12 protein-coding genes and 6 pseudogenes are annotated in these 22,067 nt (G+C 36.0%); 14 read left to right on the forward strand and 4 right to left on the reverse strand.

The features are described from left to right. Nucleotides 1-28 precede the first annotated feature (28 nt). The 10 genes and pseudogenes from JFU20_RS01990 to JFU20_RS30010 form a co-directional block, all read left to right on the forward strand. Nucleotides 29-844: pseudogene (locus tag JFU20_RS01990) on the forward strand (anthrax toxin lethal factor-related metalloendopeptidase); the annotation flags it as partial. Between the two features lie 649 nt (nt 845-1,493). After that, a pseudogene (locus JFU20_RS01995) lies at nt 1,494-2,357 on the forward strand (serine hydrolase). A gap of 431 nt (nt 2,358-2,788) precedes the next feature. Next, entirely contained in the window at nt 2,789-5,269 is a 2,481-nt protein-coding gene (locus JFU20_RS02000) for a transglycosylase domain-containing protein (protein ID WP_201038256.1), read from the forward strand. After that, on the forward strand, nt 5,232-5,411 hold the full coding sequence (locus JFU20_RS02005; RefSeq protein ID WP_201038257.1) for a hypothetical protein: 180 nt from the start codon (nt 5,232-5,234) through the stop codon (nt 5,409-5,411). The genes JFU20_RS02000 and JFU20_RS02005 overlap by 38 nt, the downstream gene beginning before the upstream one ends. Before the next feature lie 894 nt (nt 5,412-6,305). Next, nucleotides 6,306-6,485 carry a ribose ABC transporter ATP-binding protein gene (locus tag JFU20_RS02010; RefSeq protein WP_078204041.1) on the forward strand — a complete coding sequence of 60 codons (180 nt, stop codon included), beginning with the start codon at nt 6,306-6,308 and terminating at the stop codon, nt 6,483-6,485. 159 nt (nt 6,486-6,644) lie between these two features. Then, nucleotides 6,645-7,331 carry a response regulator transcription factor gene (locus JFU20_RS02015; protein ID WP_061675857.1) on the forward strand — a complete coding sequence of 229 codons (687 nt, stop codon included), beginning with the start codon at nt 6,645-6,647 and terminating at the stop codon, nt 7,329-7,331. Further along, the gene (locus JFU20_RS02020) at nt 7,328-8,404 is read left to right on the forward strand and encodes a sensor histidine kinase (protein ID WP_201038258.1); all 1,077 of its coding nucleotides are present in this window, start codon (nt 7,328-7,330) and stop codon (nt 8,402-8,404) included. The genes JFU20_RS02015 and JFU20_RS02020 overlap by 4 nt, the downstream gene beginning before the upstream one ends. 251 nt (nt 8,405-8,655) lie before the next feature. Next, nucleotides 8,656-9,417: an ABC transporter ATP-binding protein gene (locus JFU20_RS02025; protein WP_201038259.1), complete on the forward strand. Its 762-nt coding sequence runs from the start codon at nt 8,656-8,658 to the stop codon at nt 9,415-9,417. Nucleotides 9,418-9,433: 16 nt separating this feature from the next. After that, nucleotides 9,434-11,263 carry an FtsX-like permease family protein gene (locus tag JFU20_RS02030; RefSeq protein ID WP_201038260.1) on the forward strand — a complete coding sequence of 610 codons (1,830 nt, stop codon included), beginning with the start codon at nt 9,434-9,436 and terminating at the stop codon, nt 11,261-11,263. Nucleotides 11,264-11,414: 151 nt separating this feature from the next. Further along, nucleotides 11,415-11,555: pseudogene (locus JFU20_RS30010) on the forward strand (DNA mismatch repair protein MutT); the annotation flags it as partial. A 1,043-nt stretch (nt 11,556-12,598) separates the two neighbouring features. Here JFU20_RS30010 and JFU20_RS30375 read toward each other — a convergent pair. Beyond that, nucleotides 12,599-14,338 (reverse strand): exosporium leader peptide-containing protein, encoded by a 1,740-nt coding sequence (locus JFU20_RS30375; protein WP_201038261.1) that lies wholly within the window; start codon nt 14,336-14,338, stop codon nt 12,599-12,601. A 507-nt stretch (nt 14,339-14,845) separates the two neighbouring features. On the opposite strand from JFU20_RS30375, the gene JFU20_RS02040 reads away from it, so the two are divergent. Beyond that, nucleotides 14,846-15,127, forward strand: coding sequence for a YolD-like family protein (locus JFU20_RS02040; RefSeq protein ID WP_078204036.1), 282 nt, complete (start codon nt 14,846-14,848; stop codon nt 15,125-15,127). Nucleotides 15,128-15,587: 460 nt separating this feature from the next. On the opposite strand, the gene JFU20_RS02045 is transcribed toward JFU20_RS02040, so the two are convergent. Continuing rightward, nucleotides 15,588-16,193 carry a cupin domain-containing protein gene (locus JFU20_RS02045; protein ID WP_088265915.1) on the reverse strand — a complete coding sequence of 202 codons (606 nt, stop codon included), beginning with the start codon at nt 16,191-16,193 and terminating at the stop codon, nt 15,588-15,590. Nucleotides 16,194-16,564: 371 nt separating this feature from the next. Here JFU20_RS02045 and JFU20_RS30020 point away from each other — a divergent pair, with 371 nt between their 5' ends. Continuing rightward, nucleotides 16,565-16,786 carry a hypothetical protein gene (locus JFU20_RS30020; RefSeq protein WP_242488136.1) on the forward strand — a complete coding sequence of 74 codons (222 nt, stop codon included), beginning with the start codon at nt 16,565-16,567 and terminating at the stop codon, nt 16,784-16,786. A gap of 215 nt (nt 16,787-17,001) precedes the next feature. Then, a pseudogene (locus JFU20_RS30025) lies at nt 17,002-17,228 on the forward strand (DinB family protein); the annotation flags it as partial. A 644-nt stretch (nt 17,229-17,872) separates the two neighbouring features. On the opposite strand, the gene JFU20_RS02050 reads toward JFU20_RS30025, so the two are convergent. After that, on the reverse strand, nt 17,873-19,666 hold the full coding sequence (locus tag JFU20_RS02050; protein ID WP_078205500.1) for a helix-turn-helix transcriptional regulator: 1,794 nt from the start codon (nt 19,664-19,666) through the stop codon (nt 17,873-17,875). Between the two features lie 422 nt (nt 19,667-20,088). Here JFU20_RS02050 and JFU20_RS02055 point away from each other — a divergent pair. Then, a pseudogene (locus JFU20_RS02055) lies at nt 20,089-21,150 on the forward strand (serine hydrolase domain-containing protein); the annotation flags it as partial. A 536-nt stretch (nt 21,151-21,686) separates the two neighbouring features. On the opposite strand, the pseudogene JFU20_RS02060 reads toward JFU20_RS02055, so the two are convergent. Beyond that, nucleotides 21,687-21,905: pseudogene (locus tag JFU20_RS02060) on the reverse strand (DinB family protein); the annotation flags it as partial. Between the last annotated feature and the right edge of the window lie 162 nt (nt 21,906-22,067).

Raw genomic sequence — 22,067 nt, forward strand, 5'->3', positions numbered from 1 at the left:
GGAGGATTTATATGAAAAAAATACAATTTTGATATTATTGATATTTATTCTGTCTATTTCCCTTACAAACCATCCCCTTGCAGCCGAAACTTTAAACAACCTTGAGTTTATAAAAGAACAACAGACTAAAAATGAAAGGCTTATTCATATTGATATAAGAGGAAATAATGTGGAAGAATATCAAGAGGCACAACATATGGTTGATAGAATAAAAAAAATAAAAAGCGGCATACTTGATAAATTAGTGGCAGACGGAACATATGTAAAACTTGTTAATTATCCTATCACTGAGTCTGACGAATACAGGGACCTAAAAGGATTAATTCCACGAGGATGGGAAGGGCAAACCAATGCCGAAGGAAAACAATTGACCTGGGATGATGTACCAGGTGTGGGATCTGATATTGGTGGAAAACCTGTAATGGCTAGAATAGGTTTTAGTGAAAGAGGAAAGGGGCATGGTTCCATTAATTTAGAACTTCATGAAATAGCGCATGCAATTGATCGAGTGGTTTTTTTTAATATAAGTCATACTGATTTGTTTGATGTTACTTTCAGTCAAGAGAGACAGAAATTTTTCCCGGATAAATATTACGAAAATAAGGAAGAATATTTTGCGGAATGTTTTACATATTATTATTTTAGCGAATCATCTAAGCAAGAGCTAAAAGATAAGGCTCCATTGACTTATAGATGCATAGATTTATTAATTAAAACTGTTCAAGGGGATTCCAATTCAACAGAACCTATTAATGAACTATTAGACGGAAATCAATTTGCTTGGTCTTTAAAAGGATATAGTGATCGAGAATTCGCAAAAGTAGATTATAACAAGAAGGCAGAGTTAACTATGGTTTTAAAATAAATTCGCGATGTTTATAAAAAAGATACGATGCTCTATCCCTTTAGGTGGTTATCTAAAGGGGTATTTTTATACTAAAAAGGAAAAGAACATCTGAATTGAAGGATAGACTAGGGAACTGTTGTGTGGCAATAAGTTATTCCTGTGAACTACTCGCCACTTAGCAAAGCTTGAAGTGGGAGCTTCTCAGTTCCACGATGAAAGCAACCTTTCGTCTCCCTGAGCGTTACTTCGGGGTGTTCCATCCCTAGATGTCCAACGCTTGGACGCTCTTTTGGTACGGTTGATATTTTACGCAGGAACCGAATGGCTTAGTTTTCGCACTCAATTTTCTTCCTGCAACCTCATATATCAAGTTATCAAAGAACTTCATATAGCTAGTTTATCAAAAGCTTTTGGCTATGCCAAACCGAAATTCATCTCCCACCTACCGTTGGGCTACGCCCTTCACACGCTTGAGGAAGGAGAATTTTTTCGGGGAATTCGTTAAATTTAATGTATTTGTAAATGTGGAACAAATTTATTACTTAGATTGTCTATTAAGTGTAATCCTAAAAACTTAGTGCCCAAACTTAATACACTGAATCTGGTTTGACATCTATTTTAAGTACTGCAGAATACGAAAGGACTGATTATCTTGAAAAGTACAAGGATGTTAAAAATAGGGATGTGTGTTGGAATACTAAGTTTAAGTCTTGCAAGTGTAAAACTTTTTACAGGTGAACCATTGTAGGTGGAAGCAAAAGAAAAAGTAGAGAAAACTAAACATACAAATCATGCGGCTCATTGAGAATTCGCACAACTCGAGAAAAAGTTTGACGCTCGACTGGGTGTCTATGAAATCGACACCGGTACAAACTGGGCAGTTACTTATCGATCACCTAATGAACGGTTTGTTTACGCATCTACCTTTAAGGCTCTGGTTACAGGGATATTGTTACTACAATATCCAATTGACAAATTAGACGAAGTTATCACTTATACAAAAGATGATTTAGTAGAGTATTTACCAATTACAGAGAAACATGTGGATAGCGGTATGACTCTTGGGGAAATTGCGGAGGCTGCTATTCGTTACAGTGATAACACTGCGGGGAACACTTTATCCAAGAAATTAGACGGACCTAAAGGATTTGAACGAAGCTACTCCGGGAGACATTTGTGATACAAGTACAGCAAAAACACTTGCTACCAATCTTAAGGCTTTCACGGTCAGAGATGCACTCCAAACTGATAAACGTAAAACCCCTACGGATTGGATGCGCGGAAACGCTACAGGAGACGAACTCATCCATGCTGGTGTACCAAAAGATTGGGAAGTCGATGATAAATCTGGAGCCGGAAGCTACGGAACACCTAATGATATTGCCATCGTTTAGCCACCGAATAGAGAACCAGAGAACCGATTATCATTGCAATTCTGTCCAGTCAAGATGCTATATATGATACTGAGCTAATCGCGCAGACTGCCAAGGTTACAATAGATGCTCTCTAGTGAGGGTATTGATTTTACCTTTGCTTTCTGATTCCCTATATTCCATACCATCTATAGGATAAAATTAGAAGTCGATTCTTTTTACATCAAAAGAATCGTTTTTTACATTCTTTTTATTTCATTACGATTATGCTAACAAGAACCATTATATTAGACGAGTGGTCCAAGAACTCACTATTACAAATATTAGATATAGTACAAAGAGATGAGGAACAGCTCACAATTTCCTTGCTTTAAGGGGCAGCATTATTATAAAGAATAGAGATGAAAATAGTTTGTTCAAGAGTTAATCTTAGTTTTATAGTCTATAGATTAGGAAAATATTGACTGATTCCGATTAAAACACTTTTTAAATATAAGTATATTTCTGAAGGTGACCTCAATAATTTTAAGTAAATCAAAGGGAGAATTGAAAGGCAGGAGAAAGTAGCATGTCAGAAAATTATCGTTCTCGAGAGGAGCGACGACAAGTTAAAAAGAAAAAACACCCCGCTTCTAAAAAACAACAAGGTAAAACATCGTTTTTTCGCAAATTTTTAATCAGTTGCTTACTACTTGGTATTGTAGGATTAGTCGCAGGGGTTGCTACCTTTTTCGTTATGATCAAGGATGCGCCAAAACTTGAGAAAGCAAAACTTGTTAATCCGTTATCCTCAAAAATTTATGATAAAGATGGAAAATTGATATATGAATATGGGAAAGAAAAACGAACGAATATTATGTATAATCAAATTCCTAAATTAGTAGAAAATGCCTTTTTAGCGACAGAAGATGCACGTTTTTATGAGCACAGTGGCGTAGACTTTAAAGGTACTGCACGTGCAGTTTTAGTCAGCCTAAAAGGGGATTACGGCTCTCAAGGTGGAAGTACGATTACGCAGCAAGTTATTAAAAATTACTTCTTATCGATGGAAAAAACGTCAAAGCGTAAGGTTCAGGAAATTTATTTGGCGTATAAACTAGAACAACAATATTCAAAACATGAAATATTAGAGATGTATTTAAATAAAATTAATTTAGGTAACCGTTCATATGGAATCGCAACAGCAGCACAAAACTACTACGGTAAAGAATTGAAAGATTTAACATTACCAGAAGTTGCAATGTTGGCCGGTTTACCGAAAGCACCAAATAACTATGCTCCAACGAAAAAAGAAAATGTTCAAAGGGCAACAGAAAGAAGAAACGTTGTACTAGAATTAATGAATCGACATGGTTATATAACAAAAGAAGAAATGGAAAAAGCCTCACAGGTTAAAGTAACAGATGGGCTTAAATCTGCAACAGAACTTCAAGCAATGCCATATCCTGCATTTATGGATGCGGTTGTGAAAGAAGTAGAAAAAGAATTACCAGATGCTAATATTGGATCTGACGGTTTAGAAATTTATACAACATTAGACTCAAAGGCACAGGATTTTGCGGACAAGCTTTTAAATGAAAATATTATAAATTATCCAAATGAGAAATTCCAAGGGGCTTTCACATTTATGGATACGAAAACAGGAGAAGTTCGTGCAATTGGTAGCGGACGCGGTGAAAATAAAGCTGTATTTAAAGGACATAATATAGCAATTGAATTAGATCGCTCAGCAGGTTCAACAATGAAACCAATTTTTGATTACGCTCCTGCAATTGAATATTTAAAATGGGCTACTTACCATCAAATTGATGACTCTCCATTTAAGTATTCAACAGGACAAGAAGTTAGAAATGCAGATAGAAAGCATTTAGGACCAATTACAATGCGTGATGCATTGAAAACATCCCGAAATATCCCGGCTATTAAAACTGCAAAAGAAGTAGGAATTAATAAATCAAAAGCTTTCTCTGAAAAGTTAGGTATTACCTTTAATGTAGTACCGACCGAGTCAACAGCGATTGGTACTAATGAAGCGTCACCAACTGAAATTGCAGGTGCTTATGCGGCATTTGGTAATGATGGTAAGTATACGAAGCCGCATTTTGTTAAGAAAGTAGTTTATCCAGATGGTAAATCAAAAAGCTTTGAGCAAAAGCCAAAACGAGTTATGAAGGATTCTACAGCATATATGATTACTGATATGCTTCGTACTTTTGTTTCATCTGGATTGGGTACAGCAGCTAATATAGATTCTTTAGATGTAGCGGGTAAAACAGGTACAACAAACTATTCTTTAGAACAAATAGCACAATATAATCTACCAGAAAGTGCAACTCGTGATAGTTGGTTTGCTGGTTATACACCACAATATACGATGGCAGTATGGACTGGATATATAAAAGATAGTAAAGACGATTATATTAGTAGTAAAAATACGAAAATTTCTCAGTTGATTTTTAAAGAAATGATGAGCAAGATGGCTACAGATAAGTCGCAATTTAAAATGCCGAAAAGTGTAGTTCAAGAAGGTAGCGAATTACGTATTAAAGGTGAGAAACGTGATTCTTCTCCAAATACGACTGAAAAGCCAAGTAATAATAATCAAAATAAGCAACAAGAAAAGCAAAAGAAACAAGAGGAATTAAAGAAACAAGAAGAGCAAAAGCAAAATACTCCAAATAATAGTAGTGGCCAAGGAAATACAACGTCACCAAACAATGGTAGTGGCCAAGGAAATACAACGCCACCAAACAATGGTAGTGGCCAAGGAAATACAACGCCACCAAACAATGGTAGTGGCCAAGGGAATACAACGCCACCAAACAATGGTAGTGGCCAAGGAAATACAACGCCACCAAACAATGGTAGTGGCCAAGGGAATACAACGCCACCAAACAATGGTAGTGGCCAAGGAAATACAACGCCACCAAACAATGGTAGTGGCCAAGGGAATACAACGCCGCCAAACAATGGTAGTGGCCAAGGAAATACAACGCCACCAAACAATGGTAGTGGCCAAGGGAATAACAACGCCGCCAAACAATGGTAGTGGCCAAGGAAATACAACGCCGCCAAACAATGGTAGTGGCCAAAGAAATACAACGCCGCCAAACAATGGGGGTGGCCATGGAACGCCAACGCAACCAAGTAATAATGGGAATACAGGAGAGGCTCCAGCCGATAATGGATAATAAGTAATATGAAGAAAGTGTTGGTTCTGTGCAAATTTTAAAAAAAGCATAAACAGGTTGGTAAATGAGGAACAATGTTTAGGAAGTAGCTAGTAATTGTTGAGATTCATTGTACGCTGAAAAGGCGGAGTCTCTTTGTAAAGCGCCCTAAAATTTGTAGAGTTTGTGAATAAATGTCCAATTTTCTATGTTTAGGGGGTACTCCAAGGCCATCACTATCAAGCCATGGCCTTGGAGTACCCCCTAAACAAAATTTCTATTCATTATTGACTACTTGATAAATAGATTATGTTTCCATTTTAAAGAGTAGGCAAAGTTTTTTAATGCTTGTTATTAGTTTTGTATGAAGTTAACTTCGATAATTGATTATTGTATTCTTCTAATTGGATTAGATATTCATAATCCTTTTGCAACAACGAAATTTCGTTTTTTTAGTGTACGATGAATTACATCAATTACTAACGATCGCATAAAATCCATTTGCAATCATACCAACTTTTTATCTGCTAAGAAAATTTGCACCAGTCTCCTTTTGGGCTAGCGTATATATCTTTCTAAATTTACGAATTTCTTTACGATATTATTTAATGTAATGCCTACCCCAGAATCTTCTATAAATTACTATGGACTCCCTCTTGGATTATTGGAAGTTGAATCTAATACTTTACTTTATTTTTTAGGTGTTATTAATAAATATTATTACAATGAGAAGCTAATAGTGAACATTTCAAGAGTGACTATATATTTTTAAGACAAACTGCTGTAGAAAGATTAAGAATTCTTAAGAACTTTTGCCCCTTTTTCTTAAGGTTTGGATTCTAGAGTATGAGTATGAATTCTTACCAGTGGGGTGATTAAGTATGAATACAATTCACTTTCTTATTTCTGTATATAATGAGCCAAAAATCAGTTGGTGCAGCCCTTCCTAGTTTAAGGTTTATTGGAGATAAAATGATTGAAGGAATTGATTTGAAGAAAGTAAATTACATTGTCAAATATGGGCCAAGCACACGTGTATTAAAAGGGAAATTAATTATAAGAAGAAGGAATCTTATGAATTGTAAAATGGCTTAGCAGTATATATTGAACAATATATTAGGGGATTGATATCACTATATTCATTATGTTATTTCTTGTTTTCCGTTTGCAAGTTAACAATAAAGCGACGATAGACATGTCTCACCTGCAAATGTCTTTAATTGTTCAATATTAGAAAAAATGTGGAGGAATAATATGGAGTCAAAAATTCTTATTGTTGATGATGATAAAGAGATTAGAAATCTTATCTCTGTTTATTTAGAAAATGAAGGTCTGAAAACTCAAAAGGCTGAAGATGCTATTGAAGCTTTACAACTGTTAGAAGAAAAGGAGTTTGATCTGATTATATTAGATATTATGATGCCTAATATGGATGGTATTGAAGCGTGTATGAAGATTAGGGAAGACCGCAATATGCCTATCATTATGCTATCTGCAAAATCTGAGGATATAGACAAAATTCAGGGTCTAGCCTCTGGTGCAGACGATTATTTATCAAAACCGTTTAACCCATTGGAATTAATTGCTAGGGTAAAATCCCAATTAAGAAGGTTTAAAAAATACAATGCGTCAATAGATCATAATAAAAGTATCCTAGAAATTGGTGATTTAACCGTGAGTACAGATACACGTCAAGTATGGGTAAGAGGAAAGCAAACAAGGTTAACTCCAAAAGAGTTTGATATTCTCGAACTACTTGCCCGTAACAAAGGGGTTGTCCTGAGCGTTGCAAAAATATATGAAGCTGTTTGGAAAGAGGTTTTTTATAAATCAGATAATACCGTCATGGTGCATATTACAAAAATAAGAGACAAAATAGAAGAGGATTCTAAACATCCCATTTATATTAAAACTGTGTGGGGAATTGGGTATAAAATATGAAGAAGATTAGTTTTAGAAATAAAATAATTATAAAGCTTTTGGTTGCTGTTGCAGTAAGTTTTTTTATCTCGTTTGGTTTTACAATCCTCACTTTTCTATTCATTTTAGATCCATTATTTAGAAAATACGACCATTGGGGTTTGTTTGAATTCAATATCGCAATGTTGTTCTTATTCGCGTTCGCAATCTTTACCTTTATAATACTTTTTTTGATATTGGTTCGAAAGAAAATAGTATATTTGAAGCTCATTTCTGATAATGTGAATGATATTGCCAATGGAAAACTAGGTCTGACAATTGGGATTAAGGGGAAGGACGAATTGACCCAACTTGCTCAAAATATCAACTATATGTCCAAGGAATTGGAAAATACATTTGAACAAGAAAGACGATTAGAACGTACAAAAAATGAACTTATAACCAATGTATCTCATGACTTACGCACACCGTTAACATCTATTATTGGCTATATAGATTTATTAAAAAGAGGGCAATACAACAGTAAAACACAATTACAGGAATACCTTGAAACCACGTATTCAAAGTCACAGAGACTGAAATATTTAATTGATGAGCTGTTTGAATATACTCGTTTATCAGGCATAGATGCTAATTTAAACTTTAATGAAGTCGATTTATCAGGTTTGTTGGAGCAAATAGTTGGAGAATACATTCCTATATTTGAAAAGGAAAGTTTAATCGTTCAAAAATCAATCACGGAAGAAATAATACCTATTTTCATGGATGTAGAAAAAATGGTACGTGTTTATGAAAATCTGTTTATGAATGCGATAAAGTACAGCATGAAACCTTCCGGATTATCCGTATGTCTTGAATTAATAGATAACAAAGCGATTTTGAAAGTATCAAATAAAGTCGAGAAGCCGCCTGTTAGCGATCCAAATAAATTGTTTGAAAGGTTTTTCAGGGGGGACAAGGCAAGAAAAGATGACCAGGGAAATGGTTTGGGGCTTGCTATCTCAAAAAGAATTGTTGAACTTCATCATGGTAATATATATGCAGAATATAAAGATGGCTGGATGTCCTTTATTGTTGAACATCCAATTAAATAGAATGGCTTATGGAATTACAGGTTCCATAAGCTTTTTTTTTATAAAAACTTAAGAAATCTTAAGGATTTTACGGGGTGTTTCCTAATTTTCATAGTTTATCATGAATGTATTCAAAATGATGAGGTGAGTGAAGAAGATAAAAGGAAAGATTTCATTGTAGCTTAAGGGTGGATGCAACATGACTATTTTGTTAGTAGTAAACAAACATAGTAGCTTATTGTAATGAAATAAAAAAACGTAGGAGGATATATATGATAAAACCAGTTGTAGATGTAAAAAACATTCAAAAATTGTACGGTAAAAAAGGTGAGAATCAATCACACGCGTTAAAAGGCGTATCATTCTCGATTCAAGAGGGAGAGTTTGTTGGTATTATGGGGCCTTCTGGTTCTGGTAAAACAACATTATTAAATGTAATTTCAACGTTAGATACAGCAACGGGCGGCATTGTTGAAATTGCAGGTACGGATATTACGAAAATGAAGCAAGGTGAGCTTTCTGATTTCCGTTCGCAAAAATTAGGATTCATTTTCCAAGACTTTAACTTATTAGAGAATTTATCTATATATGAAAACATTGCACTTCCACTTTCACTTCAAGGTGTTTCATCTCGTAATATTGGAAGGAAAGTAGAAAAAGTAGCTGATATGTTAGGCATTACAGCGATACTTCAAAAGTATCCTTCTGAAGTATCTGGTGGACAAAAGCAACGTTCCGCAGCAGCACGTGCGTTAGTTCATGAACCAGCAATTATTTTAGGAGACGAGCCGACTGGAGCTCTAGATTCTAAAAATGCAACGAGTTTACTTGATGCAATGACAAACTTAAATAAAGAACAAGGTGTATCGATTATGATGGTTACGCATGATCCATATAGTGCAAGTTACTGTCAACGTATTTTATTCATTCAAGATGGTGAGCTATATAAAGAAATTCATCGCGGTGGTACACGTGAAGAATTCTATAAAGAAATTTTAGACGTGCTTGCAAACTTAGGCACACAAAAAGCGTAAGGAAGGAAGTTCAATCATGTTATTTAAGCTTTCCATGTCAGGCCTAAAAAGTAAGTTGCAAGATTACATTGTTTTACTTGTTGGTCTTATTGTCTCTATTTCAACTTTTTATATGTTTCAAACGCTAGCATCCAATAAAACGTTCCTTGAATCTAACTCTTCTATTAGGGATATTGCATTTATATTTAAAATTGGTTCCTTCTTGTTAGCAGTTATCACATTTTTCTATATTTTATATGCAAACTCTTTCTTATCAGCTCTTCGCCAAAAAGAATTTGGTATGTATATGATGTTAGGAGCAAAAAAGCATAAAGTTACCTTACTTATGTTTATCGAAACAATCATATTAGGTGCCGCGTCTCTTGTGATTGGAATTACAGTTGGTGTAGGGCTTGCAGAAGGTGTCGGTCAGTTATTAATGAAACAATTAGAACTTCCTGTTAGTGGTTATCAAGCATTTTACATGCCATCTATGACTTATACTTGCATCTTTTTCTTTGTATTATTTGTACTATCAGCAAGTATAAGTAGTATTAAGCTAGCGCGTTTTTCTGTATTACAACTTGTACATGCAGATGCACAAACAGAACGTGTCGCCATAAAAGGAAAAATGAAAGTTGTAGTTGCATCCCTTGGTGTGATTTTATTGGGTATTGGTTATGGATCACTGATCTATATGTCATATGCAAACCCGCTAATTGGTCTGGGATTAATGGCCATTGGATTAATCACAGCAACCGTTGGTACTTACCTTATATTTGGATCACTTCTCCCAGTTATGATTAACAAGTTAAAGAGTAATAAAAAATGTAGTGAAAAAGGCCTCAATGCTTTTACTTTTGCACAATTAAATTTCCGCATTAATGGCCTAACAAATGTGCTTGCAACAGTAGCAATCTTAGTGGCTCTTGGTGCTGGTGGAATTGCGTGTGGTATGGCATTTAAAAACAACATTCTAAAAATGACTGATCAAATAAGAATTTACGATTCAGTCATTCATAATCCAACAGCGGAAGAAAAGAAAATTTTGAGTGGTATCCTATTTCAAGAAAAGTTTGAATATCATTACAAAGTTGATGATAGGTATGTTTATTATCTAAAAGAAGATATAGAGAAAAATCGCCCTTTCATACAAGGTATGAAAATAGAAAAAGTTTCAGAGAGATTACCAATTGGTGCATTTTCAATAAAATGGGTTAAAGGAGAGAGGAACACAAAACAATGGATCCAGGCTTTCAGAACAATCCAGCCAGATTATATGTATCCTGATCATGAAATAAAAGTTGTAGATCAAAACATATACGATGGTATGAAGGGTAAAGAAAATACTGTGTTTATTGGGAAAACAGGTGATTTTGAGAAATTCTTAAAAGAATGGAAACAACTTGATGAATTACAGGTAGTTAAATATAAAAATATGAAATCTGAAGAACTGAATAGTAAGTATCAAACATATAATAATAATCGTGATTTCACCAGCGGAATAATGTTTATGGGATTCTTCGTTGGAATTGCGTTCTTAGCAATGATGGCAAGTTGCTTAATGTTTAAAATTCTATCTGGTGCATCCAAAGATAGCACACGTTATCAAATGCTTCGTAAAATCGGTGTTCGCCGGGAGTTATTAATACAATCGATTTATAAGGAGTTATTCTTTATATTTTTAGTCCCAGCAATTGTGGGTATTGTTCACGTATTAGTTGGTATGAATATGTTCAGAGTTCTTTTGGTTGATCCGTACTTTCGTATTTGGCTACCAATTATTATTTTCGTAGTGATTTACTCGATTTACTATTTTATTACAGTTCAATTGTATAAAAGAATTGTACTTCCGAAAGAAAATTAATGTAATGATATTATTTATACGAAATATCAACATAATCTGCCCCCATTTATTGATCATTCTAAATGGGTTTGGAAATAATAAATGGACTAGCACTACAATCAATAAACGGTGTTTAATGTTCCGTATGATACTGTGTTTTTAGTAATGAGTTTTGGAATTTCCGGAAAGTATTGTTGATAGTGCCATTAGAGAAGTTAAAGAGGAAACTGATCTTGAAGTTAGCAACCTTGTTTATAAAGGACTTTATGAATATGTTAATCCGATCGTCAAAGACCGATATATGATATTTAACTAACACAATTATCGTAGATGTTTCAGAAACTATCCAAAATAAGGGTTATAAAGAATTAGACGTTCGTCATGTTGTAAAATATGGTCGCTATAAAAAAATTCGTTCTTATAAAAAACAGGCTTCCTAAAAACTTAAACAATTGCTAATGGAAGTGTGATCTCATGAAAGAATACATGAGCAATCATAAAAATAGAGTCCTAATAATAAGGGACTCTATTTCTTATGTATATCTTATTTCTGTTATATAATTTACTTTTAGGGGTAGCACCACATCGCTATCAACCTAAGAAATGCAAATACCCCATGCCCATCAAGCTAAGAAAAAATTAATACCCATAGCCATCAACTTAAGATATCGGTTGTTCCCTAAAACGAAAAAAACGAGTTAAATTTACATAAATAACTGCCAAGAGATAAAAATTTCGTTTTGGGGGTACCTCAAAATCTTAGCTTGATGGTGATGTGGTGGCAACCCTTGTAAATTAATGATAGTTCATATGAGAATACAAATAAAATATTAATCTGCTTTCTACATAAATGTTCTTTAATAAAACTAACGGTGGCGTTAGCTTAATAAGCCAAATTAAAAATCGGTTCCTAAACGTAAAGGAATCGATTTTTCTATGCTGTAGTTTTCTTAACGTTGTAAATCCGTATTTTCCTCACGTTATCCCTGGTACAAGAAATCCTATATGATAACCAACACTATTTGGTTCTATTGTTACATAAACCACTTATTCCCACTTTTCGGGGGATGGGCAAAAACACCCTTATATGATTATTTTATCCTGGTTCTCATTTGTCACCTAAACGTTTGTTTATATGACAAGCGAAAATGAAAGCTTAGACGAATAAAGGAATTTTATAAAAAACCAGATTAGAAATAAAAGTAAGCCTATAACCTATTTTTACACGTATCTCGGCTGTACCCCATAATGAAGATTGATTTTATTTTGTAGCAAAAGGGAATAGCAGTAATGGCCAATCGTAAGAAACAAAAAATCAAAAGATATATTAAACTTCTATATTTCATCTATACGTTATCAAATCAACATAAGCCAATAACAATTAGTTAATGGAAGGTTAGGTGGCACTGGGATTACTGTTGTATTATACCCCACAATAAAACTAGGTGGAACAGTTGCAGAAGCCCACCCTAAAGTGAAAAATTGGTTTGCAATTGTATTACCAGAACTAAAAATAGGTGTTTGACCGATAGAACTCGAGTCAATGCCGATAAGTCCCTTTCCGGCAGTATTTTGAATACTGTTACCAACAACTTCTATGAATTTAAATATAGTAAGGTCCGCGTTAAACAATAAAACAGGTACATTCCCTTCATTTACTGTTGTGTTGTTTAGAAGAAATAAACCAAAATTTGTACCCACAAATTCCTCGATATCTAACAGGTGTCTTAATGTAGCGGGAGAAAGGTTATCTTGTGTATTATTGCTTATTACTAAATTCCCTTGAAGTGTGCCTGAATTAACGGTTATATTGGTGATGATGATAAATCTGCATCGCGTGTTACCTGAGTCAGACACAAAGGTGTTACCGTCAATAATGCTTTGCCCAGAAGTTGAGGAAATAATGATATAGAAGTATCCGTTGTTAGGTGAAGCAGCGGGGGCATAGGTAAAATTGCAATTTGTTATCTGAAATTCAGTTGCTTTAATGGCGATGCCAAGTTCGCATACTGAAATTTCACAACTATCAACATATATTCCTGTTGCTAACAAATTATTAATTGAAATAACAGACTCAACACTTAAAACAGAAGGGAAATCTTGGATGATTGACATGTTACGAAAAATAACGTTGGATACTGTAACATTAAACATAGAGATTACAGTATTCAAGGTAGTAATGACGGTAGTTGCCCCTATTCCTTGACCCTCAATCGTTACCGATTTATTAACAGTAACAGTGGTTGTAATTATAAAGGTCTCAGCATCAAGTAATAGTCTGTCACCATTATTAGCGGCAGCTAAAGCTGCATCAATCGTAGTATAAGTCTGCGATGAACCTACAAGTATTGTAGCACCGGTTGGAGCAGGAATAGGTCTAATCATTGGGGAAACTGGTTGAGATAGCTTATAATAGGTGCTTCCTGTTAATAAATCAATATAAATATCTCCCAAATTGCCAATAGCACATGTTGGAGCTCCAACTCCTGTTAAAACCGTAGTACCAGTTGCCGCTGTAGGTCCAGTTATTCCTGTAGGTCCAGTTACTCCCGTAGGTCCAGTTACTCCTGTAGGTCCAGTTATTCCTGTAGGTCCAGTTACTCCCGTAGGTCCAGTTACTCCTGTAGGTCCAGTTACTCCCGTAGGTCCAGTTACTCCTGTAGGTCCAGTTGCTCCCGTAGGTCCAGTTGCTCCTGTAAGTCCAGTTACTCCCGTAGGTCCAGTTGCCCCTGTAGGTCCAGTTACTCCCGTAGGTCCAGTTGCCCCTGTAGGTCCAGTTGCCCCTGTAGGTCCAGTTGCCCCTGTAGGTCCAGTTGCCCCTGTAGGTCCAGTTGCCCCTGTAGGTCCAGTTACTCCCGTAAGTCCAGTTGCTCCCGTAAGTCCAGTTGCTCCCGTAAGTCCAGTTGCTCCCGTAGGTCCAGTTGCCCCTGTAGGTCCAGTTACTCCCGTAGGTCCAGTTGCCCCTGTAGGTCCAGTTGCTCCTGTTGGAAAAGTAAAGGGAGGAATAGATGAAAGTGTTGGCCCCACTAGATTAGGATCAAAGGCCGCAGCCTGAATTCCCTCCCATTTCTTTTTCTCATTTTGGTTTTCGAACATATTATTACCTCCAAACAGAATACACTCATTCCTTGGATGAGGAAATAGCTTTTATCTCTACATTAGTCTATGTAGAGGAGTTTCACCAATTTTCCTATATACGAATAGGTTATGAAAAACGAGAAATAAAACAGTTTTCTCTCTTATCTACAAGACACCAGATGACTTTGTCATTTCTCCTATATGTTATGTTAAACTTTCCATTCGGTTTATTTATTAGATTAACGAATGAAACATATTTTTAGTAACTTAATAGTAAGTCACCATTATTATTAAAAACCCGGTCTGTTTATAATAAAACATGCATGGAATTTTTATAAATGCATAAAAAATACAGATAAATCCTCAGACATTGATTTTTGGTTCAATACGTTTATTGATTCAACAAAATGGTAATGTTTGTTGAACAAGAAGTAAAAGGTTGCTACATATTAGTCATATATAATATGTAGTAACCTTTATTCTTTATGATTTTTACAATTTAGGTCTTGATAACCATTCGCAGCAATGCCTGAACAGTGTGCTGTTATTCGTGAAATCATCAAAGAGAAAAATAAACTAACTTGGCCGATCTTAACCACTGAAGAAAAAGAACTGATCGAGAACATGCTATTATGTTCCTTATTATCTGAAGAAGAAATACTAATTACATATTATGAAGACGATTATTTACTCACTAGCTATATGACTGTTGTTGATATTGATCCGTTAAATAGTGCTGTAGTATGTACAGATGAATTTTACAATAGATTCATACTGAAGTTTATAGATATTATTGATGTAAAATGAACAACTAAGGCACTACTTATGTACTTTAAATAATGTTTATTCCAAACGGTTTTAAAAATTTAATACTTCAATTGTTCATTTGTATTGCATTTATTGCGGAATTATTTAAAATATGAGATAACAAAAATAACCTTTATACAATGAAACTTTTAATTTATATCAAGACATGTCGTTCTTCCGGCGCCTACAATTTACAGAAGTAGGTGACATACTTTGATTTTTATAAAGTATAAGAAGCCGTCAGAAGAAGTAGAGATTGAATTTCGATGTAATTGCGAAAAAATAATATCATTACTTTTGGAAATACAACTTTATTAGATTTTCTTGCAAAGTCTTTGGGTATATATTAATAAAAAAAGAATGCACACAGATTAAAATGTGCATTCTTTTTTTATTCACAGTACATATGTTATTTCATTGCTCTTTAAAATACAGTTATAGATTTTATAATAAAGCTTGATTAATAACTAACTGTATTCTTATTACTATGACTATAACTATAACTTTCTTCCATAGCTAATGCATCTGTTTTAGTAACATGAACGGTACCAAATGGATGATTTGGAGGAGCATATATCGAGTAAAGTTTTAGTGGAATATTACCTGTATTAGTTACATTATGCCATGTTCCGGCAGGTATCATTATTGCAAAATCATCATAGGCATTTCTTTTAAAGTCTAAATTATCTTTACTCTTGCCCATTTGAACAATCCCCTGACCTTGTTCAATACGTAAAAATTGATCAACATTGGGATGTATTTCCAAACCGATATCTTCGCCAACATTGATACTCATTAAGGTGACTTGTAAATGTTTACCTGTCCATAAAGCAGTACGATACGTATTGTTTTGTTTTGTTGCTTCATTTATATTAACCACAAATGGTTCTGATCCATAATCTGTTAACGAAATACTTCCAGCACCATCGGAAAAACTAAAAGAATCAAATCTGTTTGCATACTCTATCTCATTGGGGAAAGTCCAGTAAACAGACGGTCTTCCATAGTTATACATAGGTACATTAACATAATAAGGATATGGATACATAAAAGGAATATAGTACATTTTTCTCAACCCTTCACGATTTTATAAAATTATCCTATGCACTGGTTAAGTGAATGTACTTAGATTAAAGGTAACTTTTGTAAAGAAGGCTTTTTAGCCTAAAAGGGGTACGGAAACAATTATGGATTTCAGGGGCTAATCTAGGATTAAATTCAACAATTTAATTTTGATAAATCCATTTTAGAGCTTCTAAAGCCTTTAAAATAAACAACTTGCTATATTATTAATAGAGTATACTCTATTGATAATGCTTGATATGACTAGGTTTATCTCAATATCGTTATAAATCTGCATAATCCTGACGTGACCCCGTTTAGTTTTTAGACATATAATATAAATGTTTATTTAATTATTAACTGAGGTGAATTATTATGATAAATCCTTACTGTATTAAAAACAGGGCAATAGGCGGAGTCTATACAACCCATGGAGCTCAAGCAACAATGCATGCAGTATATCATGCAATGCAGCATATGCCATACTATCAACATCCAGCTATACCTTATTATGAAACCATACAATATCATCCCTCTATAGAATATATACCCCAAAGTATATATCCTACTATTTTTACAACAATTCCACTTTATTAACCATCCTCTTGTTTTTAATTGCTTTTAAACTGTACAGACAAACACCCCCACCCCCCTCACTTTTTGATTATAGCTACACTCTCCATTCGCGCCTATTTTCCAATTACTCCGTTTTGTAATCTAATTCAGACCATTGTAAGAATCAGAATCATAACTGATCAAGAGCTTTGTTAAATGCTCAACATGGTATTTCTCATCACGGCTGATAACACTGAAAACTAGCTTCACAGTATGAAGAATGGATGAATAGCCAAAAAGATTTAGAACAAAAAATTAATTTGAATAATCCTTGGCCAGGTGCTAGAGAGACTGCATACTCATAAATTTTATTTCATGTTGCTAACCATGGTACCTATCATCGAGTAACATAACAGCCATGCTAAGACAACAGGGGCACGCTTCAACAATGAATGACCTAGCTTTATATTGGTATCAGAGTTAGGGCAAATAGTACTTGTAAATTAATGATGGTTCATATGAGAATCTAATAAAATATTCATCTGTTTTCTATAATAAATGTCCTTTAATTAAACTAACGGGGGCATTAGCTTAATAAACCAAATTAAAAAAATCGGCTCCTTTACGTAAAGGAATCGATTTTTTTTGCTACAGTTTTCTTAACGCTGTAAATCCGCATTTCCCTAACGTTACTCCTGGTAGGGGTAGCACCACATGCCCATCAACTTAAGAATTTTATAACGCCCCAAAAACAAAAAAAATGTACATTTTCACCTAAAGATGCCAATTTTCTCGTTTTAGAGTATTTGTTTTTTTGGGGGTTGATGGGCATGGGGGATAACGACGATTCGTTCTTTTTCGGACCACTTGTAAAAAACTTTGAAATGTATGATAAAACAATGACTTTAAGGTAATTAAATTTGAAGTTTTCAAGAAGATTTTCTTTAAATGTATTCCGTCCACTTATTTTCCGGCAATATTTACAGGTGTTCAGTAAACAAATTTTGTTAAATTCATTCCAAAAGTTAACGGAACTCTAATTCTGTTACTTAAAATAATGAGTGGCCCAAAAAATAGTAATCGTTGCCGTGCCCGAATACGGAAAAATGATTATATATTGAGTACCATCTACACAATATTTTCCTTTCGGGCCCTTTTTATTGCTTCTTCGCGGTTGTTGACGCTGAGCTTCGAGTAGAGAGTCGAGCAATAATTGCGGATCGTTCCCTCCGATAAAAATAATTTGGCGGCGATAGACTTATAACGCAGTCCACCTGACAGATGCTCCAGAATCTCCATTTCACGTTTCGTAAGCCCGTACGGGAAGTTTTCCTGACTTGAACCGATCTTCTCCAATTGCTCGCGTTGACTTTTCATCTCTTCGAAAATTCGCGTAGCGACCGATTGATCGATCCAGATTCCTCCGTTATAAATTAGTTTCAAGGCTTCCTTCATCTCTCGCGGATGAATCGACTTCAGCATGTAGCCCTCCGCCCCGTGCTCCAATGCAGTTGCTGCCTGCAAGGAATCCTCAAACGTTGTCATGAACACAACCTTCATATCAGGCCATCGTTGTTTCATCTCAAGTAAAGTTTCAATCCCGCTCATTCCCTGCATACTAATATCCATTAGCACGATATCCGGTTGGGACCGCTCACAATGTTCTAATGCTTCGCCACCGTCACTGGCTGTACCAACTACGTTAAAATCAGTATGCTGATCCAAAATTTGCTTCAAACTGTCGGTAATGATCACCTGGTCGTTAACGAGCAGCAGGCGGATTGTATCATGTGCAGGCTCTGTCTGCAACGGAATATTACATATGACGAAAGTTCCTTGTTCTGGCTCGGAATGCACGGACACCGTGCCGTGAAATAGCTTAAGTCGTTCCTTCATCCCATTAAGTTCAAATCCAAATTGGATTTCTTCCATTCCGATGCCGTTATCTTCGATCTGTAACCTGAGCTGCTGACTCTCGAAATACAACTGAACGGATATCAAGCTCGCCGAACCGTGCCGAACCGCGTTGTTCAGAGACTCTTGAAGGCAACGATATAGACAAAAGTTTATTTTTTGCATAACGAGAGTCTCGCTGCCGATCACACGGAATTTGACCATTATACCTGTTGACTTCATAAAATCTTCGGTAAATTGCCGTAGAGATTCACTTAACGAATGGTTCAATGGAGTATGAGAGAGCTGATGCAGATGTTTTCGGATATCAACCAGACTGTGTTGGGCGATTCCGACAAGCGAATCGATCCTCTCTATCTGTGAATTCGGTACGGACGATCGCAGCGATTCGACGCCGACGATGAGTGAGGTAAGCGTATGGCCAATCGTGTCATGCAGCTCATGTGACAGCCGGCTGCGCTCCTCCATCAGCGTAAGTTCCTCAATCCGCTCAATATGCTGCTCCAACAATAGCTTTTGCTCATGAATAATTAGGGCTTGCTTATGGGACTGAATTAATATATTAAACGTGAAGCCGATGGCGAATCCAAAACCGTTGCTAACGATAAATTCATACGGGAGACGACCAGCGATCCAACCGTTCAATGCCGGCAATATGATTCCACAGAGGATACCTGTCCATACATAGGTTCTTCGATTGCTGGCCAAGCCGATATTCATCACAAGTAAAACGAAAGACCAAAGTAAATCCGGTGCTGTATAGGCTAAATAAAGATGAAAAACCCCCGCTGCCATGACGTCGACTGCAAGATACCAATCTGCATTTCTACACCAGGCGATTAATGGAACGAGATAAACGACGAAAGCAAAAGAAAATAAGACCCAAAAAGACGCATCGATTAATGACGGTTTGATAAAACTAGCGCTTATGATAATGACCATCCAAAGCGTTCGTATGGCCACAAATATCCAATCATACCAGAACCATTTTTTTATTATAGAGAACACGGATTATGCACACCTACTTGTAGTTTTTAAAATAAATTCTGAATAAATCAAACCTATCATGCACCATAAACTTCTGATCCGTCAAGCGAAAGAGAGGGTAAACAGTTAGAATTTACTGTAACAAGCACGTCACATGAGATATTTGACAGTTTGTCATATGGTATATGTGACAAGTCCAATTTCGAGTGTCAACAAAAGTTTGGCGGTTTCATCACTATCCGATTTAACAATTTTGGGGATAAGGTGAGGATGTAAAGCAACACAACATTCCAAAATAATAGGAGCGATACGTTATGAAATTACTCAAGATTCAAAAAGGAGCTGTACTTGCATTAACAGCTATATCGGCGAGTACACTGGTATTTTCTGCTTATGGGTCTGTAAACCCGGTACAGACTGAAGGCGCGGTACAAGTGGAGACAGAGAAGGAAAAGAAAAGCAAGCATCGGGATGAAGTCAAACACGTCATTGATGAGGTGGTAACCATCAAAGGAGTCCCAAGTGTCATAGCTGGCGGGTTACAGAACGGGAAACGCTGGTCTTACGCTACAGGTACAGCCAGTTATGAAGTACCAAACCCGGTGGAGTCCAATTTTTCATTCCGTATTGGAAGTATTTCAAAGACTTTCACAGCGTCCGTTGTATTACAGTTGGCTGACGAGAAAAAATTGAATCTGGATGATTCGGTTGAAAAATGGCTGCCAGGTGTCATAAAAGGTGAAGGGTATGATGGCAACAAAATTACGATCCGTCAGTTATTGAATCATACAAGTGGGCTTGCTAGCTATACAGATTTGGATTTCCGAGATATTACTTTGCCTCAAAATCCATACCGTTACTATTCCGTCGATGAGCTTATCGACCTTGGACTTTCAAAGCCACCTGTATTTGCACCAGGGAAGGGCTGGAATTATTCCAATATGAATACTGTACTAGCCGGTCAAATTATTCAAAAGGTAACAGGAGAAACGTATGCGGAGCAGATCAGGAAACGGTTTATCATACCGCTTGGAATGAAAGGGACATTTGTGATGGGAAATAGTCACGAAATTCCGGGTAAGCATGCCACAGGATATAATATGGATAGATCGGGTCATTTGTATGATTTAACAGAAATGAATCAATCATGGGCAAATGCGGCGGGAGATATAGTCTCAACAGTTAATGATTTGACTACCTTCTTCAGTGCGTTGTTGGGCGGGAAGCTTCTGACTCAAGAGATGATGGACCAGATGCACACAACAGTAGATGGACCTTTTGGTAAAGTCGGACTAGGGATTTATGAATTTAAAACAGCGGACGGGCAATCTTACTGGGGGCATGCCGGAGGTACTTTCGGGTATGAATCGAGAGCCGTCGGATCTCTAGACGGGAAGCATATTCTGGTAACGTGCATCAACTCGGTAGGTCCACAAGTAGCGCCAGCTCACGATAAAATAATCAATAAGGAATTTAGCCATTACGCAAGTCTAAACAGACAGTGAATTATATATGTTTGACCTGCTTGGAAAACGAAAACATACCGATTTATACATGGTTACGAGTGCCGGATTATATCTATCACTCCTCATGGGATTTATACACAAAAGGACCGTCAAGATGTTTTCCTAGCGGTTTTTCTTATGAGATGGATGTATATTGTATTCATAGAAGTTAACATAAAGTCCTATTATGGGTAGAAAGAAAAAGGCGGATCCCTACTCTCACAAGGGAACCTCCTTTTTTTGTTCTACGGATCTATGCATTTTTTTATACATTCCTATCCTGGCGCGGTTTTAGGGTTCTTGTTTGTTACTGGATTAGCCGAAAAACTGTATAAAACCTTGCATGCTCTTAGCATGGTTTTTTTCCGAAATGCTGGCGGTACCCCATCGTCATCAAGCTAAGGTTTTGAAGTACCCCCAAAACCAAAATTCACTTTCTCTACAGGTAGTTACTTTGAGAAGTCAGCTCATTTTTTTCGTTTTGGGGGCGTTTATTTTTCTTAAGTTGATGGGGATGGGTGGAACCCTTTCCTTGTTTAGGCCGGATATCCGCCTGTTGGCGGTGGCCAAGCGCTAAATAATCTGCGAATCAGCACAATTTCTCCTAAATGGTAGGAGTTGTGAGATGCAATATTGCGTAGCACACCGCCCGGGGTTTCACCAGGCCATTCCTCCAATGTTTTGTCCAATTGAACAGTTTGGGCAATCGTGCATGCTTGTTCAATCCCCTAAAGAAAATACTGAATAATCTGTTTCCGTTTGAATAGGTTTTGCTTTTCCATACTAATCACGTCCTTTTTTAGAATACTAGTATCAGTATGTCCAAGTTTCAGAGATTAGTTACATAAGTCATATAGTTTTTGCACCAGAACCATAAAAGTAAGTCTATGACCTATTTTTACACATATCTCGGCTGT

This window comes from Bacillus sp. TH30 (genome assembly GCF_016650875.1).
In the GTDB taxonomy this organism is placed as follows: domain Bacteria; phylum Bacillota; class Bacilli; order Bacillales; family Bacillaceae_G; genus Bacillus_A; species Bacillus_A mycoides.